Genomic DNA, 23630 nt, shown 5'->3' on the forward strand with positions numbered 1-23630 from the left:
ACCTGCCCTTACTAGGTAAATCGAGTACTTAGATTTTACCAACTAGGTCCAGTGAAGGTGCAAGTGTGTCTTCACCTGGCTGCCAAGATGCAGGGCAAACTTCACCGTCGTGAGTTGCAATGTATTGTGCAGCTTGTACTTTACGAACAAGTTCTTTAGCGCTACGGCCAATACCTAAATCGTGAGTTTCGATAATTTTAATTTCGCCTTCTGGGTTCATTACAAATGTTCCGCGAAGTGCTAAGCCTTCTTCTTCGATCATTACGCCAAAGCTACGTGTAATACGCCCTGTTGGGTCGCCAATCATAGGGTAAGTAATTTTACCTATTGTGTCTGACGTGTCGTGCCATGCTTTGTGAGTAAAATGAGTATCGGTAGATACTGAATAAACTTCTACGCCCATTTCTTGTAATTGTGCGTAATAATCTGCCATGTCGCCAAGTTCAGTTGGACATACAAAAGTGAAATCAGCTGGGTAAAAGAAGAAAATAGACCATTTACCAAGTACGTCTTTTTCAGATAATTCTACAAAGTCGCCGTTGTGGTAAGCGGTTGCATTGAATGGTTGTAATTTTGTGTTGATTAATGAAGTGCTCATGGTATTTCCTCATTTATGTTTAATGTATTTAAAAAGTAATCAACGCTATCGTTTTAAACGACCTTCTGCGTTGGCTTGATTAATACTATAAGACTAATGAAGATTTAAATAAAATTGATTGTTTAGATTGATTCAATCAGTTTTTAAGATGGTGGTTTGGCAAATTACTTTTATACGCAATTTTTTAAGGTAGCTATTAGTAATACTGTTACAATAGCCGCGCTAAATACTCACCATATAAACGAGGCGTGCTGTTATGGAAAAATTTATTAACCACATACAACTAGGCTACTTGGGCTTGCTCCCATTTTTAGGCTGTGTTGGTTGGCCACTAATGTTTGGCAGTAACAGTGTAAACTTAGAGTTTTTTACTTTTTACAGCATTGCTATTTTAGCCTTTATGGCGGGTAACTTATGGCGCGCTGGTGAGCAAAGTTACAGTAATGCTATAAAAGCAGTTATTGTAGTTATACCTGTACCGTTTTTATCATTTTTACCAGTTGAATGGGCGCTTGCGTGGTTAGCGGTAAGCTTTTGGTTGGTGCTTATTTTTGAAAAAGCCTCACCGCAATGGCAAAGTTACCATAAAGATTATCAAAAAATGCGTTTTGTACTTACCTCTGTCGTGTTTGTATGCCATATATTTACTATTGGTATGAGCATTTACCCTAACTAATTTAAACTATTGCGCTTAAGGGCACACCATGATTGACCAATTGCGCCAGCAACTTAATACGCTTGGCGAAAACTACGTAGAAAAAAAAGCGGTATTTAAAATTAAAGTTATTCCATTTTTTTGTGCCATTAGTATAAAAAAAGATCATAAAAGTGAAGGCCGTCTGAGCTTTTATTCTAATCAACTCATTGAAATACTTATGGTGGTATTATTTGTTTTGTTTGGCTTATCTATTTACGACATAGACGCTGGCTTTACCCATGGCCCTATTCATATTATGTTCGCAATTTTAATTACCTTTAACCTTATACTTAAGCAAGTGGCCATTGAAGGGTTAAAAACACGTTTAGCCATGCTGCGTTTATATGAGCAACAAGCGCTAAATAATAACGCCGACGTTATCATTGCAAATAGCGATAAAAATACTAAATAACCTGATCTCAAGCAGCTATTTTCAGCGCTAACTGCGTTGAATTTACTTGCAATAGGCCAGCTATTGACGCGTAAATTCGCCAGAGGTTTTCACTGAAAACCTCTGGCTAGAGAAAATTAAATATAAATATGATTCAATACGTTAGTAAATCTCTTAACCAGAGTCCAGGTTAAATAACTTATGTACCTAAATCCCAAATGGAAAATACTCACTGTGGGCGATGGCGATTTATCGTTTTCTAACTCGCTGCATCAGCACCTAAAGCCGAGCTTATTGGTTGCCTCTACGTTTGATGACGCAGCCACTATTGAGCATAAATACCAAGACAATGCACTAAGCACTTTAAAAACCAATAAAGTAACCGTACTTAATAGCTTTGATGTTACAAAACCCCATTGCTGGCAAAACCTAAACGTTAACTTACATAGCTTTGATGTGGTTATTTTTCAATTTCCGCTTGTTCCTGCCTTTGTGGGCCGCGAAGCGTTTGAAAACAATACTCAACAAACCAGTATGAACGTATTTAATCGTGCTTTACTGCACCAATTTATAAAATACGCTAACGAGTATGCACTTAACCCCAATGGCCCAATGCTGTGCTATATCACTTCAAAAGACGTAAAGCCTTATCGGGAGTGGAATATAGAAGGCAGTTTAAATGCACATTTAAACGCTGAGTATTTAGGGCAAATGCCGTTTGATATTAGCCGCTTTGCTGGTTATAAAATTCGCAATGTTGACCGTGATAAACACGTAAAAGACACCAGCGGTATTACCTATGTATTTAGCCCAAAACAGCATAGCGAGTTAAGCTGCCATCTTACTTTGCCGCATTATTTAACCCCAAATCACTGCCCACTTTGTCGTGTTGGCCCTTATATGGCAACCGAGGACGAAAACAAACACTTAAATGCCAAAAAGCATCAGCAAATGCTGCGCCTAGAACACGACTGGCAACAATGGCTTAATGCCTTTTATGCTTAACGCTTAATTTAAGGATTAGCCTGCTTAATTAAATCGGCCGCTTTTTCAGCAATAGCAATAACCGCAGCATTGGTGTTACCGGTTATTATGCTGGGCATAATTGAGGCGTCTACTACACGTAGCCCTTGTATAGCGTAAACTCGCAGCTCATTGTCAACCACTGCAAGTGGATCATTACCCATTTTACAGGTGCCTACCGGATGGTATTCGGTATCGGCCGTTTGACGAATAAATTCAATCAATTGCTCATCGTTATTTATATCAAGCGGGTAAACCATGTCACCACGAATGGCATCAAATGCACTGCTTTGCATTATTTGTAGTGTTTTTTTAAGGCCCTGTAACATCACTTTTATATCGTCGGGATGGCTTAAATAATTAGGATCGATTAGCGGCGCGCTGCGCGGATCACTATCGGCTAACTTAACAGCACCGCGGCTTTTAGGGCGCATAATACTACTATGAATACTGTAACCATGGCCGGTGTGTAATTTTCGGCTGTGATCATCCACTAAACCCAGCACAAACTCTAGCTGTACGTCTGGCGCGGGGGAGTCATCAAATAACTTAATAAATGCATGCGACTCTGCAAAGTTAGTAGTTAAGCACCCTTGGCGCTTACTAAACCAATCTATACAACCTTTTAACACCCTAGCAGCCCCTGGGATACTCAAGCCAAACGTGCCTTTACTGGTTTTTGCTCTATACAAAGGCACCACTGTAAGGTGGTCGTGTAAGTTAGCCCCCACCCCTTCTAATGGTACTATCACCTTAATATTATGTGCGAGTAAATGGTTGCTGGGGCCAACTCCTGAAAGCATTAATAGTTGCGGCGAATTAATTGCCCCGGCACTGAGGATCACTTCGTTATTGGCGTATAAATTAACCACCTGTTTATTACGTTCAATTTGTACACCTTGCGCCATATTATTGTTTATTATTACTTTATTTACATGGCTATTGGTTAATACGGTTAAGTTTGCACGTTTTAAATGAGGAGTTAAGTACGCTTTAGCTGCGCTGCAACGCTCTCCATTATGTTGCGTAACCTGTGAAAGCCTAGCACCTTGCTGCTCGGTTGCATTTATATCGTTATTTAAACTCACCCCTTGCTCAACGCAGGCATTTAAAAAACATTGATTTTCTGGGCTTGGCTCATTCAATTCTTGTACGTGAAGTGGCCCTTGTGTGCCATGTAACTCACTATTGGTAAATGTTTTATTGTTTTCGGCTTTTATAAAGTAGGGTAATAAACTGTCATAATCCCAGCCACTATTGCCATTGGCCGCCCACTGATCGTAATCGTATTTATTGCCTCTAATATACACCATGGCATTAATAGAGCTTGAGCCACCCAATACCTTACCTCGTGGCATAAAACCACAGCGATTATTCAGCTCTTTTTGCGCTACTGTATTGTAATGCCAGCTATTAATACCATAAGGCACACTTGCAGCAACCCCTGCAGGCATTTGTACAAAAGCAGTATTATCGCTAGAGCCTGCTTCAATTAAGCACACACTTACATTGGCATTTTCTGATAGCCGCGAGGCAATAACACACCCTGCACTGCCCGCGCCTACTACAATGTAGTCAAATGTTGTATTCATAGCATGCCTTTTATAATTTTCACAAATTGCCCATAACCATAATACTGCATAGATAAAAACATAAAAACTTGATATTTTTAGACACTCAACAGCAAAGGTTAACTATGAGCAGCTTAATAAGAGCCACGTCTTTACAAGGTATTGATACGCTAATTTTAGAATTTGGCGCAAATGTAACTGCCATTATGCAAGCGTGTAATATTAACGTTGATTTTACTCAGCTCGAAAACCAATATGTAAGCTATCGTTGCTATGCAGCATTATTAGAATACTGCGCACAACAATTTAATTGCCCCAGCTTTGGCTTAAAGCTCGCCAGCCGACAAAGTTTTGATATTTTGGGTTATATTTCTATTGCCGCTAAAAGCGGTACCTATTTAAGTGATGCACTCGATTGGGTGGTTAAATACTTACATTTGCACAGCCCTGCTCTTCGGCTTACGGCTCATCCATTAGAGGACGATAAAAGCTTATTTTTATCGTTCGAAATTAACCTCAACCCGCTACCTAACATTAACCAAGTTACCGAACTAACGATTGGCTTAGCAATGGGAGCGATTAAAAAGCTTAGTAATAACCAATGCAAACCTATCACGGTTTTTTTACCACAAAAGCTCACCACCAGTAAGTATGCTTATAACAGCTATTTTGACTGTAAAGTAATAGAGCACCGTAACAGCGCGGGTATTGTGATTGCGAAACAAGACTTAAGCATAGCACTTGAACAAGGGGAGCTGATAAACGTAGAGGCTGCACGAAACTTTTTAGCTAAAAATAGTCAATACAACAGCCCATTACCCATTCAAGTAAGCGCGTTAATGCGCCCCATGCTGCCTATTTATCAGTGCTCTAATCACACGATTGCTGCGGCGCTTAATATGCATCCACGTACTTTGCATCGCAAACTAGCTAAGCATAATACCAGCTTTGTAAAACTCAAAGATGCCACGCGCCGTGCACTTGCACAGCACTACCTAACACAAGGGCAACTTACTATATCAACCATATCAGAATTATTGGGTTATCAAGAACAAGCCACATTAAGCACCAGTGTTAAACGCTGGTTTGGCTGTTCTCCTCGCGCATTTAGAATAAATAATTGTTAAACTGCGTATCACTTTTTATGAATTTATAGAGTTGAGTATGAATTTTGTTATTGTCGGTACTAATTTTATTAGCGATACCTTATTAAAAGCAGCCAACACCTTAATCGATTTTAATTTATATGGTGTGTGCTCGCGCGCAACAACGAGCGGCGAAGCCTTTTTAGCTAAACACCCAAAAAATACTCAAGCAAAAATTTTTACTTCAATAGAGCAAGTTTGCCAAGACGAGCACGTAGATGCCGTTTATATTGCCGCACCAAATAGCTTACATCAGTTATATGCAGTGCAATGCTTAGCAGCAGGTAAACATGTACTGGGAGAAAAACCAGCAGCGGCCAATAGTGCCGAACTAGCCGCTATTATAGCAACCGCTAAAAAGCATCAATGCTTATACATGGAAGCCATGATGACCACGCATTTACCCAACTTTGCACTGTTGCAACAGGCCATGCTAAAAATTGGTACGCCGCGTAAGTTTATTGGACAATATAGTCAATATTCGTCGCGCTACGATAAATATAAAAATGGCGAGCGCCCAAATACCTTTTTACCTCAATTTGCTAATGGTGCTTTGGTTGATTTAGGCATTTATCCACTGTATTTATTAATAGCACTGTGGGGCGCACCAAATAGTGTACACGCAAGTGGTGTACTCCTTGATACAGGTGTAGATGGCGCAGGCGATGTACTCTTAAATTATCACGATAAACAAGCGGTGATCAGCTACTCAAAAATATCGCAAGGCGATAATATTACCGAAATACAAGGCGAACTTGGCCGCATTCGGATTGAAGCAGTGTCGCAACTCAAAAAAGTAGAGTTTATTGCTAACAACGGTGAACGTGAACTACTTTCGCAGCCTTTTGACGAGCATTTTATGAAATATGAAGTTGATCATTTTATGCAAATGGTGACACAAAAAGCGCCGCAATCGGATATTAATACACACCAGCTTAGTGTTGATGTAATGCATGTACTTGATACCGCTCGCGCGCAATTAGGTGTTGTATACCCAAACGATAAAGCGTTTGAGACAAATTAAACCTTTGCTATAGTGCCTATTAGCCGCTTTATAATATGAGTGTTAGTTTAATAGCTAACACTCATACGTTTTTAACTACTTTTTAGCTTGTGAAGCAACGAGTTTAACAGTCGCAACAACATATGTTTTCTTTAACAATAACAAAGCGTAAGTTGCTTAATATGTTGTTTATCGAATAAGTTTACCTCGAGTATCAAAAACAGGTAGAATGCGCCAAATTTAATAGTGATATACAAGGAAAATAATGCATTCATCTACGAAAGAACTCTTACTCGCTGTTTTTTGTATATTGCTCGCTATGGTAACTATCCAATCTGGTGCGTCGCTTGCCAAGCAACTCTTTCCTATTGTAGGCCCTGAAGGGACTACTGCACTGCGTTTAGGTTTTTCTGCCACTATTTTATGCCTGATTTTTAAACCGTGGAAACACTTACCTGCCGCAGGCCAACGATTTCCTATTTTAATTTACGGCCTGAGCCTCGGCGGTATGAACATTTTGTTTTATTACGCCATAGAGCGTATTCCACTGGGTATTGGCGTTGCACTTGAATTTACCGGCCCATTAGCAGTTGCATTATTTTCATCGCGCCGTAAGCGTGATCTATTTTGGGTAGGCTGTGCTATTGCGGGCATTTTATTATTACTGCCTGATATGAAAGGCCAAGAAAGCCTAGATCCGGTTGGCGTTATATTGGCGCTTGCCGCTGGTGCATGTTGGGCAGGTTATATTCTTTTTGGTAAAAAAACCGGTAATCAAGGCTCTGGTGGTGCAACTGTGGCTATGGGTATGACTATTTCGGCCATTGTACTTGTGCCCTATGGCGGAATTTTGCAAGCCTCTTCATTCAGTTGGGATATTATTCCGTTAGGTATTGCTATTGCAGTACTCTCAAGCGCCCTGCCGTATACCCTAGAAATGATCACTTTGCGTAATATGTCGTCGCAAGGCTTTAGTATTATGATGAGTTTAGAGCCCGCTATTGCAGCACTCGCTGGCTTAGTTATTTTAGGTGAACTACTTAGCATTTGGCAGTGGCTTGCTATTTTATTAGTTATTATTGCCTCGGTTGGCAGCTCAACGTCAAACAGTAAAAAGCAGCCCGCTGCTTAATATTTAATTAAATATTAAGCTACCGAGACACACAAAACCCAGGCTATTTGCTTGGGTTTTGTAGTTAAGTCATTCACTATTTTATAGGGGATGGTTTGCCATGTGGGCTTGAGCGCAAATATTGCTTTGGTGCCTGCACTTGCGCGCCCAACTCGGCCGCAGCATGCCAAGGCCAATGTGGGTTATATAAAATCCCCCGCGCTAAAGCGACACCATCAGCACGTTCATCACTAATAATACTTTCAGCTTGCTGCGCCTCGGTAATTAAACCCACCGCTATCACTGGCATATTAACAACCTGTTTAATGGCGGTTGCAAACGGCACCTGAAAATTCTTAGCAACAGGTATATCTTGCTCAGGGCTTAAACCCGCAGTGCTTACATGAATAAAGTCACACCCTAACGCGTCAAGTGCTTTTGCCAGTTCAATTGATTGCGGTAAATCCCAACCACCATCAACCCAATCGGTTGCTGAAATACGTACACCCACCGCTTTATTGCTTGGAAATGCCGTTCTTACAGCTTTAAATACGTCGAGTAATAATCGCATTCTATTTTCTAGGCTACCACCGTATTGATCATCACGTTTGTTTGCCAGCGGCGATAAGAACTGGTGTAGCAAATAACCGTGTGCGCCATGTATTTCTATTAAATCAAGGCCCAACTCGTCAGCGCGCTTTGCCGCATTAACAAAGTCACTTATGAGCGAATCTATATCATCTTGGTTCATCGCTTTGGGAGTGGGGCTGTTTTCATCATAGGCAATGGCTGATGGCGCAACCGTTTGCCAACCATTGAGGTGATCGGGCATAAGTACCCCACCGCCATCCCATGGTTTATCGGTTGACGCTTTTCGACCTGCATGGGCTAATTGAATACCAATAGGCATTGGGCTGTATTGTCTTACGGCCGTTAAACTTTTTGCTAATGCAGCTTGGGTAGTATCATCCCATAATCCTAAATCGGCGTAACTAATTCGCCCTTCGGGATTAACGGCCGTCGCTTCTAAAATAAGTAAACCCGCTCCACTTAAACTCAATTGCCCTAAATGAATGGTATGCCAGTCACTTGCAGCGCCATTGTTGGCCGAGTACTGGCACATGGGTGCAATAATAATTCTATTATCTAGGCTTAACTTACCAAGTGACAATGGTGAAAACAGCTTTGACATTATAAATCCTCATATAACTGACTCACAGCCACAACTAAATTGTGCTGTTCGTGTTATCAATAATTAAACGTGTATTTATAAAGGTTATGGGGGGGAATATTCATTTTTATAGTGTTTATAAAAATATAAGTAATAACGTTTTAAACTATTCATTATCCAGTTTTTATCTATATTAGGCACAATTATTATTTTGGTTGATTTTAAAGCAACGCCTTTGTTTATTTAATATACAGCGTGAAACACTCAAACTCACCTTTATATTTTTATTCTAAAAAAGTGAATTAAAATTCATATTTTTATTTCCATCACTAAAACCCCCTGATACTATTAGCGCTCATTTATAAACACATTTTATTGAACTAGGATCACTTTTTATGTTTAAACCAAGCCTGTTAACCTTGGCTATTTCAAGCACACTTTCAAGTGTGGTTTTATTCTCTAATACCGCTTCAGCTCAAGAACAAGTGGTTACAAAAAACAAATCACTTGAAGTTATAGAGGTTACGGCAACACGACGCAGCGGCTCTGTACAAGCAGCACCACTTAATATAACCGCGCTTGACGCTGATGTAATGAAAGATCAAAACATTAGTGAACTTGCCGATGTAGCACGCTGGGTTCCTGGTTTAACAATTACTGACCAAGGTGGCCGCGAAGGCTCACCTATTATTGTACGTGGTTTAAATACTAACTCATCGGGTCCAGCGTCAGATGGCGGCACTGTAGCAACATATATTAATGAAATTCCGGTAAGCGTTGATATGCGCCTCGTTGATATTGAGCGCGTAGAAGTACTCATTGGGCCACAAGGTACATTATATGGCGCAGGTACATTAGGCGGCGCCATTCGTTACATGCTAAAAGCGCCAGAGCTTGATTATACCTCAGGCGAAATTTACGGTGATGTTTTTCAAACCCAAGAAAGTGACTCAGTAGGCGGTGAAGGCGGCTTTATTTTCAACTTACCAATTATTGAAGATACGCTTGCCATACGTACTAGCTTAAACCTATATAAAGATCCGGGTTTTGTAGATTACAATTATGTTGTTCGTGAGCCGGGAGTATCGCTTAGCGATCCTGATTGGAGCAATACTGATGCCGTTAACAACAACCTTAAACAAGTAAAAGATGCCAATGGCGAAACAACCACTACAGGGCGTATATCAGTTCGTTATAAAGCGAGTGAGTCTTTTGAAGGTACTCTTAACTATTTTTATCAAAAACAAGACAGCGAAGGTCGTTCAATTGTTCATAGCAACAGCTTAAATGCAAACAATGGCTTAAGCGATATAATTGGTAAGTACGAATCAGCGTATCGTTACGAAGAGCCACGCGTGAAAGAAGATCAATTACTTAGCCTAGAACTCAAAGCAGACTTAGGCTTTGCAGAGTTAGTATCGGCTACCGGTATATCAAGCTTTGAAGCTGAAGGTCAACGCGACCAAACAGATTTACTGATCCGTCTTGATTATGGCTACGAAGAATTTCCAGCATTTTCAACATTTACCCGCGAAATTGATGAAGTAGATACTTTTACCCAAGAGCTGCGTTTAGTATCACAAAGTGATAGCGATTTTAGTTGGATAGTAGGTGGTTTTTATAATAAAAAAGACACAGATGCATCAAGTAGAGAATTTACACCAGGTTTTGATCAGTTTGCGGTTGATAACTTTGGCGCAACTCAACTTAGACCTGATGCACTAGAGTACCTAGAAATAACGAGCAGCAAAGTAACAGAGTCGGCTCTTTTTGGTGAAGTGGGTTATCAAGTAACCGACAAACTAGATATAACGCTTGGTGTGCGCTTTTACGAATACGATGTAAAGTCTAAAGCCGCTTTTGACTTTCCGTTAGCAAATACATTATATGATGGTGCTGGCCCTAACGATATCGCTATTAACTTTGAAGAGAATGCAGCAAGTGATAATGGTAATCTGTTAAAATTTAACGCTAAGTATCAATTTAATGACACCGTAATGGGCTATGTAACGGTAAGTGAAGGCTTTAGAATTGGTGGTTCAAATGGCTTGGTTCCGTGCCCTGATCCACTTCCTGATGATCAACAAACAGGCTGTGGTAAACCAGATGAAATGCTATTTGATGCCGATATAACAACCAATTACGAGCTTGGCTTTAAAAGTACATGGTTTAGAAGTCAGTTACACTTTAACGCTGCACTCTTTAACGTAGATTGGGACAATGCGCAAATTACTGGGGCAACCGCAGTGGGGCAACTGCCTTACCTTTCAAACGCTGGCAGTGCTAACGCAAAAGGCATTGAAATTGCTACTCGCGCTATTTTATCAGACTCATTTAGCGCCTATGCAACATACGCTTACACTAAAGCGGAGCTAACATCAGATGCACCATTTTTATTTAACGCCGACGGGAGTGATGGCGCTGCAGATGGCGATCGTTTACCTGGTTCACCAGAGCATCAGTTTTCATTAGGTATTAATTACCAAACTGACGTGTTTAACGACAAAACATTAGATATAAACTACGGCTTAACTGCGCAAAGTGACGTTATTTCCAAAGTTGGTTTACGTGATAGTGGTGAAGTACTACCAGGTTACAGCTTAAGTAATATTTCTGCTAAGTTAACAGCAGATGCGTGGTCAACTACATTATATGTTGATAATATGTTTAATAAATATGCTGTTACATCGGTGCGTCGCTCAGATGCCGATATTACAAGTGCTAATGGCGCAGAAATACAACGCAACTATGGCCATTACATTAACCGCCCTCTTACGGTAGGCATTAAATTTAACTACAAGTTTGAAATATAATTTAAATTACATTTAAACTGTACTTAATCTATGTCATAAAGGCTCAAATTTATTTGAGCCTTTTTATTTATACGAGCTAACTATGCCCCCTAGCCTAAAACAGTTACATCAAAGCGCCATAAATTACTTAAACCAAGGTGATGTGCAACAAGCACATAAAACTTTAGTTGAACTTGTTACCCAAAAACCAGACTTTGCAGACGGCTATTTTTTACTAGCTATGGTAAACCTACAAGTGGGGCAAATTTACAAAGCCATTCAGCTGATTGAAAAAGCGCAAGGTTTGCAAGAAAGTGTTGAATACACAGCGCAACTGGCAAAATGTTACGCACTTACAGGACAACTACAAAAAGCCAAAACAACCGCATTAAGTGTTGCACTTAGCAAAATAACCAAAGCGCTGGATGCAGACACTTTAGGCGTTGCACTCACACAAGCGGGTTTACACGAACAAGCGATAAATTACTTTGAATACGCGTTAACACTGGCAAATAACAAACAAACTCCGCAAGCACAGTTCTTTTATAACTTTGGTGTTTGCGCTAAGTTTTTAGGCCTTTTTGAGCAAGCTCAAAATGCGTTTGAAAATGCTATTACTCTAAAACCATTACACCACCAAAGCCACTATGCATTGAGCGATTTAACTAAGGCAAGTACGCAAACTAACCATATTGAACGCTTAAAAACGGTTGCTGAACAGGTTACTCACCCCGATGCAAAACTACATATTGGCCATGCTCTAGCAAAAGAATATCAAGATATTAGCGCATTTTCGGATGCCTTTTTAGCACTGCAACAAGGTAAAGCCGATAAACTTAAAAACAGCCCATTTGATAATGAGGGCTCAGCGGCTTTATTTGCACATATTAAAAAATTAAGCCTTGAGCATAACGAGCCAAACGCCTCAGGTAACCCAAGCAACGAGCCTATTTTTGTTTTAGGTATGCCGCGCTCTGGCACCACCTTAGTAGAGCGTATTTTATCAAGCCACAGCGACGTGCAATCAGCAGGGGAGCTGCAAGACTTTGGCTTGTGTGTTAAAAAAATAAGCCAAACCACCTCGCCGCACGTGCTTGATAACCAAACCTTGAGTAGCGCCTATCAAATTAACTTTGAGCAACTTGGCACTCATTACTTAAATGCTACCCGTGTAGTTACAGGCAATAGTAAACACTTTATTGATAAACTCCCCTTTAACTTTTTTTATATTGATTTAATAACCAAAGCATTACCTAATGCAAAAATAATTTGCCTGCTGCGCGACCCAATGGACACCTGTATTGGTAACTATCGCCAACTATTTAGTATTAATAACCCTTATTACGCTTATTCGTTAGATTTACTTGATACCGCTAAATTTTATAGCCGTTTTTATAAACTCATGCAGCATTTTCAAAGTTTGCATAAAAATACAATAAAATTAGTTCAGTACGAGGAGTTAGTAGCGCAGCCCGAAGTGCAAATTAAAGATTTAGTTAAGTTTTGTGATTTAGCGTGGCAACCGCAGTGTATTGATTTTCATTTAAATACAGCGCCGGTTTCTACCGCCAGTAAAGTGCAGGTTCGTCAACCGCTCAACAACAAAGCCATTGGCCGCTGGCGTGCATTTAAACCACATACAAATGAAATGCAGCAGTACTTTAAAGCGCAGGGAATAGGAGTGAAATAACAGCTAAATTACTCAAGGTGAAAGAGAAAGCGTTAAAACAAAAAACATTTGCTTTATACGGGCTCAGGCCGCGATTAAGTTAACCTTTGTTTTATTGAATTTAACTGCAACGGCTTGATGCCTAGCTACTAAACGCTAGACATCAGCTTAATTTAATTAAGTTTAAGCATCTTCGTCAACGTCTCGAATACGATCTAAGCGCTCCAGCTCTTCTTCACGAGCGGCTTCAATTTCTTCAAGTATTGCATCAACATCTGCGGCTTCACTGTTATCTTCAAATTCACCTGTTAAAGTGGAGTTAGCCGTTAAGTTAGCCTCAGAAAACAATGCCCACATTTCTTTGGCGTATTGAGTTTGCAATAAAGCTGGGGCATATTCGCCGTAATAACGGCGCATATTATTAACATCGCGAGCAAACATTGCTTCGGCGCTATTATTCGCTGCAGCATTAACCGCTTGCGGTAAGTCAATAATTACCGGGCCTTTGCTGTCAACCAACACATTAAATTCTGATAAGTCGCCGTGGATAATACCCGCACACAACATTAATTTAATGTAATGCATCATTAAGCTATGCTGCCTAATCGCCTCTTCTTCACTAAGAGCTACATTACCTAACTGCGGTGCAACGTCGCCGCTGTCATCGCACACTAGCTCCATTAGTAACACACCATCAATACAGCCGTAGGTGTCGGGTACACGTACACCGGCACTCGCTAAACGTGATAGCGCATCAACTTCGGCATTTTGCCAAATTTCTTCTTCTAATTGGCGACCATAACCTGAGCGTTTACCCATAGCACGCGCTTGGCGCCCACCACGAACTTTACGGCCTTCTTGATATTGTGCGGCTTTTTTAAAACTACGTTTACTGGCTTCTTTATAAACTTTAGCGCAGCGAATATGATCGCCACACTGCACTACAAAAACATCGGCTTCTTTACCGCTCATAAGCCTGCTGAGTACGTCATCAATTAAACCATCATCAACTAGCGGTTGTAGGCGTTTAGGAATTTTCACAGATTTTCTGCTAAATAAAAGGCGCTAATAACGTTTATTATATTAACTTGGTTATGGTTGTCTAGGAGGTGGTTCAAACGAGGTGTTACCTTTGCGGATTAAGTGCGATTATAGAGTAGTAGCAAGCAGTAATAACATTTAAGTGTAAACTAAGCAGCTACATATATGTGGCTAGAATAAGCGACTCAAGCGTAAAAGCCAACCGCATTTTATAATATTTCAGCTTTTTTAAACAAACTTTAATACTGGCTGCATTTACTGCAATAAAATTTATGCCTAACTACAATAAATAATGGCTATTTAGTATATGCAGTAACGCCAAAACGAGATTTTATTGCTGCAAAGACTTATGCGTTACTTGATATTTTAAAAAAGCACTTCGCTGAAGTCACCTTAGGCACTAAGCACCACTTATAACAATTAGCATTGTTGTTATATATAACAAATGATAACAACCAGTTAAAAATAAAAACGAAAAGAGTTTAAATTTTATTCGACTCTAGTATTGAGTTAAATTAGATAATGTTTACAATATCAATAAGGTGCTGCTTAATTAATATAAAATAAATTTCTCGTTTTTATTAACGCTATGCGCTCAGACACAATAACTATTATTTAGGAACTTTTCTGAGTGACTCCAGCACAACATTCAGCATTATTTGCAGCCCAACAACAGATTATAGAGCAGATCGCATTGGGTGTAGATATACACCTGTGCCTGCATAATATCTGCGAGCAAATTGAAGCAATAATTGACTCTAAAAATGCTAAAAGCTCGATTTTAACTCTAGAGGGCAACCAACTTCGCCACGGTGCTGCGCCTAAACTTCCCCCTGAATATTGCCAAGCAATAGACGGTATTACAATTGGAGATAATGTAGGCTCATGTGGCACTGCAGTGTACACAGAGCAACAAGTTATTGTTAGTAACATAGCTACTAGCCCACTTTGGGCTAATTATAAAACTATTGCATTAGCACATGGTTTGCAAGCGTGTTGGTCTACTCCTATTTTTTCCTCAGACAACAAAGTACTCGGTAGTTTTGCCGTTTATTACACCCATCCAAACGCAGCAACCGCATTAGATTTAAAGCTTATTGAACGCTTTACTCATTTATCGGGCCTAGCAATAGAAAAAGCGCGCTCTGTCGCAAGAGAAAAAGCACTTAGTTTAGAGCTACAACGTTCTAACGATAAATTAAAAGCATTTATTGAGGTGATCCCCGATTTAGGAATCATTTTTGATGAACAAGCGCGGTATATTGAAAGTTATGGTGCTAGCAACGAGTTGCAATGTAATAGCTTAAGTAATGAGCAACGCATAAGCTCGCTACCATTAGGTGATCCTAATAAAGTAATCTCTATCATTACTAAAACACTGAAAACAGAGCAAGTACAACTGTACGAGTACGAACTTAATTGTATGGGTAACCGACATATTTTTGAAGCTAGAACGTCAATTATTAATAACTACCTACTTGATGAGCCAAATAAAAAACATGTTTTATGGATGATACGCGACATTACCGAGCGTAAACTTGCTGAAGAGCAAGTTAAAGAGTTGGTATTTTACGACCCATTAACCACATTGCCTAATCGCCGCATGCTAACTGACACGCTTGAATTGATGATCAGCGAATCTAAAAAGCAGCTTTTATTTGGCACTCTATTATTTTTAGATTTAAATGACTTTAAGCGCATTAATGATTCATTAGGCCATGTTATCGGTGACGAGGTTTTACTAGAAGTTGCTATGCGGTTAAAAACCGTTATTAAAAAAGCAGGTATTATTGCGCGAATTGGTGGCGATGAATTTGTAATTTTACCTAAGCACCTAAGTAGTAATAAAAACAATGCACAAAGCCAGGCAATAGTGTGTGCCAAGCAAATACTCGACTGCTTCAAAAACCCATTTAAAATAAACAACTGTAGTTATAAAATTACCGTCAGTATTGGCATTAGTTTTATTGAAGGCCCAGACACAACAAGCAACGATGTATTAAAGAGGGCCGATACAGCTATGTATAGCGCCAAAAAATTTGGCGGCCATCGTTTTGCGTTTTACGATCCGGCACTGCAACACGAATTAGACTTACGTTTACAATTAGAAAGCGACATTATAACTGCAATAAAAGAAAAGCAGTTTGCGGCTTACTTTCAGCCGCAACTTGATTGCCAAGGTAATATTATAGCCGCTGAGGCATTAATTCGCTGGATACACCCTATAAAAGGCATTATATCACCCTACTACTTTATTCCTGTTGCGGAACAATCTGGTCTGATTGATCAATTGCAAAGCAGTGTATTGTTTGACGCCTGCATGTTAATTAAAACGCTAGAGCAAACACAGCTGCTTCATGATTCATTTTGTGTTGCTATTAATATTAGCGCCTGCCAATTTATAACACATTCCTTATACAACAATATTGTTAGTATTGTAGATGCGTTTGGTATATCTCCTACAAGATTTAAACTGGAGATAACCGAAAGCATTTTACTGGATGACATGGCTGAAAATATTGCACAAATGCCGCAGCTCAAAGCTAAAGGGTTCAAGTTTTCGATTGATGATTTTGGCACTGGTTATTCATCGTTAGCCTATATACACACTTACCCCGTTGATGAGCTAAAAATAGATAAAAGCTTTATTGATAAAATACATGAAGGTAATAGAGGGTCTGCCATTGTAAGTACTATAATCTCACTTGCGCACAACCTTGGCTTTAATGTTATTGCCGAAGGCGTTGAAACCGCAGAGCAAGCTAAAACACTCGCACAACTTAATATTACCGGTATGCAAGGCTATTATATGGCTTATCCTATGCCCGCAGCTGAGTTTATTTCTTGGTTAAAACAACAGCTTAACAGTTAGTAACAGCAAAGAATAAGAAGCGCAGCGCCCCCCTAACCTCTTTATAAATAATTTACTTAAAACTATGTTTGCAAATGTATTTTAGCCTTTTTGAACCTCAAAGTGGTTAAAGTAAACTACCCATCGACGCCACTTCGTGTCGAACAATGGGTTTTCTCGGAGTTTTTTGGATAAAATAACGTGTCTGGTTTTATTTCTAACTGAAACTTACTGTGACACGTTAAAGTTTTATTCTGATTTATTAGCTATTTTTTGTAAATTCTCGTGAATTTTGAATAAAACGATAAGTAGTTCACACCAAATTCTAGCGCCAATTACACCACCAACAATAATACCAAGCCCAGTCCAAAAACCACCACCGTACTGCATAAACATAGTACTTACACCAGAAATTACAGCACCTAGTAACATTAACCAATATACAAAAGTAATGATTTTAGGTGTCAGCATAGATTCAAAGAAAAAAATATCTTTCATTTTTTAGTCCTTTTTAAAATAGTCAGTAAATTTTTATTTCACATCGAGTAGGGTGAGGCTTTTGCCTCATCCCTCTCACAGAGCCGTACGTACGGGCCTCGTATACGGCTCCTGTATTCTTCTATCCCTTCGGCTTATTTTCTAAACGCCGAGTGAGCAAGCCATCCTGTACTTACTTTTTCCATTGAATATAAACCTTGCTCCTCAAACCATTGGTTTGGCATCGCTACATTCGATAATGGACTTAGAGAGTTTCGCCATGAGTTCATTTTGATGAACTTAAATGGCGGCTTTTTCCCTAATTGTTTTAGTCGCTTATGCAACCTCGCTGGGTTTTTCCACAACCTTAACTGAATTGCCCTTAATCGTCGTCTCACCCACCTTGCCAACAAATTTAGCACTCGTTTACAATTGGCTATACTGAAATAATTTACAAAGCCGCGCACCACTGGATTGAGTCTTTTTATTACTTCAATTAAGTTCATGCCACTATTTCGCTTTGTTAACCGTTTAACTCTTTGTTTAAAGCCTTTGAGTTTTGTGGCTTGGATACGCGTCCAATTACTGCCTATCTCCACTCCCAAAAATTTTACGCCTTCACTACTATGCGCTATGTGCGTTTTCTTTTGGTTGACTGTTAACTTTAAGCCTTTTTCGAGTATCTGAGTCGCTACTGTGAGTGCATTCTTGGCTGCTTTTTCTGTGCAGCATAAGATCAATATGTCGTCGGCGTACCTCACTATTCTGTGATTTCGCTTTTTCATTTCTTGATCAAATGCATCTAGGTAGATATTCGCCAACAATGGACTGATAACACCACCTTGTGGACTTCCTACCTCACTCGCTTCCCAATTATTGCCTATCATTACTCCGCTTTTTAAAAACTGTTTGAGCAGTTTTAAGATGCTACCGTCTGTCACTTTGCGTTTGACGCTGCTTATGAGCAAGTCGTGATCGAGTAGGTCAAAACACTTCGACAGATCCATATCAACCACCCACTCACGGTGATATTTACGAATAAATACCGTGGCTTTGCTGATGGCGTCATGACAACTTCGTTTCGGCCTGTACCCATAACTTGATGGGTGAAAGTCGATGTCGAAGAGCGGTTGGAGAATGTTCAATAGTGTTTGTTGTACTATGCGGTCGCGAACTGTTGGAATTCCCAGCAGTCTCACACCACCATCATCTTTCGGTATTTCTATCCGTTTGACTGGCTGTGCGCGATACTGCTTGCTTTGCAGTTCACCTTGCAGTTGTTTCAAGTTTTCTTCTAAATTCAAGGCGAACGCGGCTATGGACTGCCTATCTATTCCGGCCGCTCCTTTCGCTGCTTTCACTTTTTTGAATCCCTTGTACAGGTTATTAATATCTAATAATTGCCCATACAAGCTGTAGTAAACTGTCATCAATTGCCTTTGCTTACGGTATGTCTGTCGTTTCACATTGATGTATAGTGGTGTTCTTCATGAGGACATTAGGTGTGCTAGCCGAATGGCAATCTGCCTAAGTGGTCGCTCATTACTCCCATGCTCGGCCTTCAGTTCTCAGCGTCCACATTCCTGCTTAGCCGTCATCTCTTGCCTATTTCCGTCGAAATACATGTGAGCCTATACGTCGATACTCCTGATTTTCATACACTTAAAGAATACTTCCCCCCTTCGCAATCAATTAAAACTTTTGATTAAAATTGACCCTATCAAACATTCTGTTGATAGTCGGCTTGGTTTTGTCCTCCACACCATTACTGGCTTTCATCGGCCTAGCCTTACTCACTACTACGGGGTCATCTGCCACCTCACACCGACGTTAAACCTTGGGTTTCCCCTTGAGTTTAGGCCACTTATTTACACTAAGTTTAGATGCCAGGCTTCCCCAGTTACTGCACTGGCTCCCTGTTAGAAATCCCACCCTCAAGCACAGTATTGGTCTGACTAAGTATAGGGCGTTGCGCTATTTTGCACGCTGACCCACCAATACTGCCGAAACAGGTTACGGTTAGTTGTGTACCTCTAACTTCTTATGGCTTCCTTCAGACCCCACCGTTGGCCAGTGACGCCCTTGCCATTCAGATTATCTTCCCCTTAGTCAGGGTGATAAGGCATCTTTCAGCCTATCGGGTTTGCCAGCTTCGCTGGGCAAACAAAAAATGAGCGCTTACTAGCCCTCATAGTTATTATCTAGCTAGCCTTAATACTTGAATTCAAGAAAGCTAATTACGCTATTAAATTAAAAATTAGGTGTCGCAGTTACTTATTTAAATTATCGAGTTCTTTTTCTAAGTCTTTCATTGCTTTTTGCGCTTTGAACTCTTCGTAAAGCGCTTCGCGTGAACCGGGATCTAAACGTTTACCTGATTTAGCCACTAGGTTATTAAAGGTATCTTGTGTGTTGCTCATTACTACTAAGGTACAAAGTTGTTTTTTACCATCTAAACGTGCAAATGCTACTTCTTGAGGTATAGCGCCAACAAGACTTTGCTCTGCAACTTGTTTACTTACTTGCTCAAATGTACCACCTACATTTAGCTCATCATTACTTTGCGCTTTACGTTGATATAGACGGTCCATAACACTTGCTTTTACTTGTATTTGCTGCGATAAATCTGCACGCGCTGCTGCAATTGCCTGCGCTCTGTCTGTAGACATACTGCCCGACCAAGGTACACATGACGAAGAAGCTAAACCTTTATCTGATACAGGTAGAAGTACCCAATTTGGTACTGAATCATTTTTAGCAAGCGGTGCTGATTGCGTTTTCTCTGTACTTGAACACGCACCTAACGCCAAAGCGGCGATTACTGGTAATAACTTTTTCATATTTAAATTCCTTTCAATTGTGCTTGATAATATGCGGTGCGTTTAACCACCTTTTGTAAATAATTACGGGTTTCTTGTGCAGGTAAGTTATTCACCATATAGGCATAAATTTTATCTGCCGACATTGCATTAGCAGCAATACTTGCCTGATTTAGTGAGTTTGAGCCGCTGAGAGTTTTAGCTACATTGCCTGGGCCAGTATTATATGCGGCTATGCTCATATACAGTCTTGATTGCTCGTTACGTACATTTTTAAAATAGCGATTACTTAAAATATGCAGATAAGTACTCCCTGCTTCTACGTTATTATCTGCCTTAAATAAATACTCAGGGCTAAGCAATAACGGCTTACCTTGCAAGAAGTTACTTACATCTTTACCCGCAGAGGTAGGCACTATTTGCATTAAACCAAATGCAGGGATAGGTGAGCGTGCCAGTGGGTTAAAGCTCGACTCAGTATGTATTATGGCTAACAATAAGGCTGGCTCTAAGTTATAACGCGCAGCTTGTACTTTTACCTCTGGCAAATAACGCTTTGCTTGGTTTGAAAGCGTATTAGCAGGCAATTTGTAGCTAATTGTCACCCTATCTTTTTGCTTAGTTATTACAGGAGCCTTTGCAGCTAATACCTCTTGTACAATTTCTGTAGAGAGCACTGTTTGCTCAGCTACTTTTTTAGATTTAGTAGCGGTTAGTGGTTTACTTTGCTCAACCTTGTTATTTAAGGGCTTGCCTGTTGAGATAATGCTTTTACTGTTAAGTGTGTTATTTGCTGTAATATAAATTGGATCTTTGGCAAGCGTTTTATCTACGGTTACCTGTGAGAGCTCGTTTAACTGCTCTTTTGCATATTCAACTGCTTGCTCATCGCTTTTGCTACTTAATAACTCAACAACCACTTCACCGCTTTCAAAGTTTACACTGGTGCGTTTATTTAAATCGTCACTATATTTGACCCACACTTTTGAGCTAGGTAGGTTTGGGTCTTGCCATTTCGCAGTTATTTGTTTTAAATAAGCACTCTCAGCATCACGCCAGGCACTCACAAACGCTTCAAACTCTTGCTTTTGTTGTTGTTCGTACTGACTAAACTCACTTTGACGCTGCTTTAAAAAAGCCTCAAATTCGGCTTCATCACTTGTTTTGGCTAGGCTATTTAAGCTTAAAGTAAGGCATGCAATAGTACTTAACCTTAGTAAGTATTTACTTTTCAAGTACACTTTTTATATCCTTATAAATTAAAAGTAGCTGCTTAAATCATCTGCGCTTTGCTGCTCATATTCAGCCTCTGCGGCTAAACCTAAACGTTTACAATCAATACTTTCACACTGTTGCATTAATGAAATGACTTGTTGGTAGCGCATGTCTTTAAACCATACTTGCGCCACAGACACTTTCGCGTCATCAAGTTTAAGTTCATCGGCTACTAAGTATTTATCTAGGTAAGCTAGGCGCTCGCTTTGCGGTGATTGGTCGGCAACAAGTGCAACGGCATCAGATATAGTCGATGGGTGAGCCATTGCTATTTTAAGTAATGCACGCAAGTTATTTTTATCTTGCTGTTTGCCTACTTGCCATGCTGCTCTAATTGCTAAACCTGCCTCGTTTATGTCTGCAGCAGCAGGGGTAACAATACCTGTACAGGTTAGCCATTCTTGCTGTTTTTCTTGCTTATACCCCGTAACCTCAGCTTCAATAAAACTCACCGATTCTGGTAAGGTAATATTAAGCTTATTAGCTAAGGTACTTTTTATAATACTGCGCTCAGGCAGGGTCAATGCATTACGACATGCCTGCTCAAGCGCATTTTTTGCACTCGATTTTAACGCCTTAACTCGGGCGTATTGACCATTAGCCTGACTTTTAAAAAAAGCAGTTTGCTGTTCAATTGTTTGCTCTGAGTCGAAGGTGGCCGAAGCCACCAACGAAAGCGCTAAAATAGATGCTAGCATTAAAGCTCCTCTTCACTCGCTACTTTACCCGAAGCACCTTGTGGATTAGCCGCTTTTTCGTTTAAACCACCCACCGCTTTAATTTTATGACCTGAACGACTCATACCATTTACTGTATTGCCGTTATTGCCTGTCATTTCTTTAGCTGCTTGACGTGCCGTTGCTTCTAAGCTTGGCGCATAAACAGCAACGCTGTACTGCCAAAAGCCGTCATCGCTTGCAAAGCTTTTTACACTCACACCTGGTGGTAATTTACCTTTAGACAATGTTGCATATTCATCAGACATTTTTAATTGGTTTAAAAATGTATTTCTATCCTCTTCTAGCACTTTTACTTGCTGTGGATCATTTAGGTTAGGATCGTCGTATTCAAACTGCTGGGTACCTTCCATTTGCTTTTCGTCAAAGCTACCTTCCCAATATACTTTCTCTCCTTGCATAGTGGCTAAAAGCGCTGAGCGTGCACGCGTTTGCGATTGTGATTTAGCAGCTCCTTTTAATTTACGTGCCACTTTATTATTTTTATTACCACGTATTATTGCCGAACCATAACCTAGTACTATTACTTCTCCGCTATCGGCGTTAGTTAACACTTTTGCGCCAACCGGCGGTAAAACACCTGATTTAACATCACTAATTACTTGTTGAAAAATAGCATTTGGCTCTGTAGTCACAGCAACTGCACCTCGGTTACCTTTTATTTGCGAGCGTGTTTTAGGTGTCGATATTAAACTAACGCGTACTCCTTTTTCTTCATTGTTATCGTACACGTCATAAGTAACAAAACCTGCTAAAGAACCCGATACCGACTCCTTACACGCTTCCATCATATTTGTTTGCTCGTTTGCAACACCCTCAACACCGGTATCTATTACATCCATTGTTGCACTTACTACATTGCCACATTGGTGCTCAACACCTTTCATGTTTTCTATTAATTGCTTTTTAGCAATTAAATAAGCCTGATTATAAGCGCCTCGTTTTGAAAGCAATGTCGCATTCATGTTGTCATAAGTGTTATAGCTAGCACTACCAATTGATAAAATACCAGTACCACTGCCTACTTGAATCATTTTTATGCCGTCTTCATCGTCATCAATCAGCGCTTGATGGGCAACAGCTACAGCTACATTAGTATCTTTTGCAACCACTACATCGCCCGACACTTGGGCTTGATCTGCGTTAGCTACTTGTGCACCAGGGCGAGCTGGGATCATGTCTGTTAAACTAAATTCTTCAGCTGCAATTGCAGGCATAGCTAAAACCATTGCTAATGTTAATATTTTCAATTTCATCAT

At 40.1% G+C, this 23630-nt stretch carries 19 protein-coding genes; 9 read left to right on the plus strand and 10 right to left on the minus strand.

From position 1 onward, the window contains the following. Nucleotides 1-28: 28 nt before the first annotated feature. A complete protein-coding gene (gene ahpC / locus AAEZ18_RS11080; protein ID WP_011329895.1) occupies nt 29-598 on the minus strand; it encodes an alkyl hydroperoxide reductase subunit C in 570 nt (189 codons plus the stop codon). 256 nt (nt 599-854) lie between these two features. Between ahpC and AAEZ18_RS11085 the strand changes: the two genes are divergently transcribed. The 3 genes from AAEZ18_RS11085 to AAEZ18_RS11095 all read left to right on the plus strand — a co-directional run bounded on the left by AAEZ18_RS11085 (nt 855) and on the right by AAEZ18_RS11095 (nt 2691). Then, nucleotides 855-1274 (plus strand): DUF3429 domain-containing protein, encoded by a 420-nt coding sequence (locus AAEZ18_RS11085; protein WP_011329894.1) that lies wholly within the window; start codon nt 855-857, stop codon nt 1272-1274. A gap of 28 nt (nt 1275-1302) precedes the next feature. After that, complete coding sequence (locus AAEZ18_RS11090; protein WP_011329893.1) at nt 1303-1707, plus strand: hypothetical protein; 405 nt, start codon at nt 1303-1305, stop codon at nt 1705-1707. A gap of 180 nt (nt 1708-1887) precedes the next feature. Next, on the plus strand, nt 1888-2691 hold the full coding sequence (locus AAEZ18_RS11095; protein WP_350594735.1) for a class I SAM-dependent methyltransferase: 804 nt from the start codon (nt 1888-1890) through the stop codon (nt 2689-2691). 8 nt (nt 2692-2699) lie between these two features. Here the strand turns inward: AAEZ18_RS11095 and AAEZ18_RS11100 are convergent, their stop codons facing one another. Beyond that, the gene (locus AAEZ18_RS11100; protein ID WP_350594737.1) at nt 2700-4301 is read right to left on the minus strand and encodes a GMC family oxidoreductase; all 1602 of its coding nucleotides are present in this window, start codon (nt 4299-4301) and stop codon (nt 2700-2702) included. Between the two features lie 104 nt (nt 4302-4405). Here AAEZ18_RS11100 and AAEZ18_RS11105 point away from each other — a divergent pair, with 104 nt between their 5' ends. From AAEZ18_RS11105 to AAEZ18_RS11115, 3 genes are all read left to right on the plus strand, one after another. Continuing rightward, nucleotides 4406-5407 (plus strand): AraC family transcriptional regulator, encoded by a 1002-nt coding sequence (locus AAEZ18_RS11105; protein WP_350594739.1) that lies wholly within the window; start codon nt 4406-4408, stop codon nt 5405-5407. A 37-nt stretch (nt 5408-5444) separates the two neighbouring features. Continuing rightward, entirely contained in the window at nt 5445-6449 is a 1005-nt protein-coding gene (locus AAEZ18_RS11110; protein WP_011329887.1) for a Gfo/Idh/MocA family protein, read from the plus strand. A 244-nt stretch (nt 6450-6693) separates the two neighbouring features. Further along, nucleotides 6694-7560 carry an EamA family transporter gene (locus AAEZ18_RS11115; RefSeq protein WP_350594742.1) on the plus strand — a complete coding sequence of 289 codons (867 nt, stop codon included), beginning with the start codon at nt 6694-6696 and terminating at the stop codon, nt 7558-7560. A 76-nt stretch (nt 7561-7636) separates the two neighbouring features. On the opposite strand, the gene AAEZ18_RS11120 is transcribed toward AAEZ18_RS11115, so the two are convergent. Then, nucleotides 7637-8731, minus strand: coding sequence for an NADH:flavin oxidoreductase/NADH oxidase (locus AAEZ18_RS11120; RefSeq protein WP_350594744.1), 1095 nt, complete (start codon nt 8729-8731; stop codon nt 7637-7639). Between the two features lie 374 nt (nt 8732-9105). Between AAEZ18_RS11120 and AAEZ18_RS11125 the strand changes: the two genes are divergently transcribed. Beyond that, nucleotides 9106-11523, plus strand: coding sequence for a TonB-dependent receptor (locus AAEZ18_RS11125; protein ID WP_350551950.1), 2418 nt, complete (start codon nt 9106-9108; stop codon nt 11521-11523). 82 nt (nt 11524-11605) lie between these two features. Further along, nucleotides 11606-13192: a tetratricopeptide repeat-containing sulfotransferase family protein gene (locus tag AAEZ18_RS11130; protein WP_350594745.1), complete on the plus strand. Its 1587-nt coding sequence runs from the start codon at nt 11606-11608 to the stop codon at nt 13190-13192. Between the two features lie 162 nt (nt 13193-13354). Here AAEZ18_RS11130 and AAEZ18_RS11135 read toward each other — a convergent pair whose 3' ends face one another. Beyond that, nucleotides 13355-14212: a PA4780 family RIO1-like protein kinase gene (locus AAEZ18_RS11135; RefSeq protein ID WP_350594747.1), complete on the minus strand. Its 858-nt coding sequence runs from the start codon at nt 14210-14212 to the stop codon at nt 13355-13357. A 631-nt stretch (nt 14213-14843) separates the two neighbouring features. Here AAEZ18_RS11135 and AAEZ18_RS11140 point away from each other — a divergent pair. Then, nucleotides 14844-17084 (plus strand): sensor domain-containing phosphodiesterase, encoded by a 2241-nt coding sequence (locus tag AAEZ18_RS11140; RefSeq protein ID WP_350594748.1) that lies wholly within the window; start codon nt 14844-14846, stop codon nt 17082-17084. A 228-nt stretch (nt 17085-17312) separates the two neighbouring features. Here AAEZ18_RS11140 and AAEZ18_RS11145 read toward each other — a convergent pair whose 3' ends face one another. The 6 genes from AAEZ18_RS11145 to AAEZ18_RS11170 all read right to left on the minus strand — a co-directional run bounded on the left by AAEZ18_RS11145 (nt 17313) and on the right by AAEZ18_RS11170 (nt 23627). Beyond that, nucleotides 17313-17561 (minus strand): DUF4282 domain-containing protein, encoded by a 249-nt coding sequence (locus tag AAEZ18_RS11145; protein ID WP_086994598.1) that lies wholly within the window; start codon nt 17559-17561, stop codon nt 17313-17315. Nucleotides 17562-17695: 134 nt separating this feature from the next. After that, nucleotides 17696-18970, minus strand: a complete 1275-nt coding sequence (ltrA, locus tag AAEZ18_RS11150; protein ID WP_197183001.1) for a group II intron reverse transcriptase/maturase — start codon at nt 18968-18970, stop codon at nt 17696-17698. An 840-nt stretch (nt 18971-19810) separates the two neighbouring features. Further along, on the minus strand, nt 19811-20380 hold the full coding sequence (locus AAEZ18_RS11155) for a hypothetical protein (protein ID WP_086994601.1): 570 nt from the start codon (nt 20378-20380) through the stop codon (nt 19811-19813). 2 nt (nt 20381-20382) lie between these two features. Further along, nucleotides 20383-21600, minus strand: a complete 1218-nt coding sequence (locus AAEZ18_RS11160) for a murein transglycosylase domain-containing protein (protein ID WP_193038771.1) — start codon at nt 21598-21600, stop codon at nt 20383-20385. Nucleotides 21601-21618: 18 nt separating this feature from the next. Then, a complete protein-coding gene (locus AAEZ18_RS11165) occupies nt 21619-22332 on the minus strand; it encodes a hypothetical protein (RefSeq protein ID WP_086994608.1) in 714 nt (237 codons plus the stop codon). After that, nucleotides 22332-23627, minus strand: a complete 1296-nt coding sequence (locus tag AAEZ18_RS11170; protein WP_193038780.1) for a hypothetical protein — start codon at nt 23625-23627, stop codon at nt 22332-22334. The genes AAEZ18_RS11165 and AAEZ18_RS11170 overlap by 1 nt, the downstream gene beginning before the upstream one ends. Nucleotides 23628-23630: the final 3 nt, after the last annotated feature.

Source organism: Pseudoalteromonas sp. 19-MNA-CIBAN-0066 (assembly GCF_040308705.1).
Taxonomy (GTDB): Bacteria; Pseudomonadota; Gammaproteobacteria; order Enterobacterales; family Alteromonadaceae; genus Pseudoalteromonas; species Pseudoalteromonas nigrifaciens.

Bases quoted from the DNA above. Each gene is read 5' to 3' on its own strand.
- AAEZ18_RS11120 (WP_350594744.1), bottom strand. From the start codon at position 8,731: ATGTCAAAGCTGTTTTCACCATTGTCACTTGGTAAGTTAAGCCTAGAT.
- AAEZ18_RS11155 (WP_086994601.1), bottom strand. From the start codon at position 20,380: ATGAAAAAGTTATTACCAGTAATCGCCGCTTTGGCGTTAGGTGCGTGT.
- ltrA (WP_197183001.1), bottom strand. From the start codon at position 18,970: ATGACAGTTTACTACAGCTTGTATGGGCAATTATTAGATATTAATAAC.
- AAEZ18_RS11105 (WP_350594739.1), top strand. From the start codon at position 4,406: ATGAGCAGCTTAATAAGAGCCACGTCTTTACAAGGTATTGATACGCTA.
- ahpC (WP_011329895.1), bottom strand. From the start codon at position 598: ATGAGCACTTCATTAATCAACACAAAATTACAACCATTCAATGCAACC.
- AAEZ18_RS11170 (WP_193038780.1), bottom strand. From the start codon at position 23,627: ATGAAATTGAAAATATTAACATTAGCAATGGTTTTAGCTATGCCTGCA.
- AAEZ18_RS11165 (WP_086994608.1), bottom strand. From the start codon at position 22,332: ATGCTAGCATCTATTTTAGCGCTTTCGTTGGTGGCTTCGGCCACCTTC.
- AAEZ18_RS11125 (WP_350551950.1), top strand. From the start codon at position 9,106: ATGTTTAAACCAAGCCTGTTAACCTTGGCTATTTCAAGCACACTTTCA.
- AAEZ18_RS11085 (WP_011329894.1), top strand. From the start codon at position 855: ATGGAAAAATTTATTAACCACATACAACTAGGCTACTTGGGCTTGCTC.
- AAEZ18_RS11115 (WP_350594742.1), top strand. From the start codon at position 6,694: ATGCATTCATCTACGAAAGAACTCTTACTCGCTGTTTTTTGTATATTG.
- AAEZ18_RS11145 (WP_086994598.1), bottom strand. From the start codon at position 17,561: ATGAAAGATATTTTTTTCTTTGAATCTATGCTGACACCTAAAATCATT.
- AAEZ18_RS11130 (WP_350594745.1), top strand. From the start codon at position 11,606: ATGCCCCCTAGCCTAAAACAGTTACATCAAAGCGCCATAAATTACTTA.
- AAEZ18_RS11095 (WP_350594735.1), top strand. From the start codon at position 1,888: ATGTACCTAAATCCCAAATGGAAAATACTCACTGTGGGCGATGGCGAT.
- AAEZ18_RS11100 (WP_350594737.1), bottom strand. From the start codon at position 4,301: ATGAATACAACATTTGACTACATTGTAGTAGGCGCGGGCAGTGCAGGG.
- AAEZ18_RS11110 (WP_011329887.1), top strand. From the start codon at position 5,445: ATGAATTTTGTTATTGTCGGTACTAATTTTATTAGCGATACCTTATTA.
- AAEZ18_RS11090 (WP_011329893.1), top strand. From the start codon at position 1,303: ATGATTGACCAATTGCGCCAGCAACTTAATACGCTTGGCGAAAACTAC.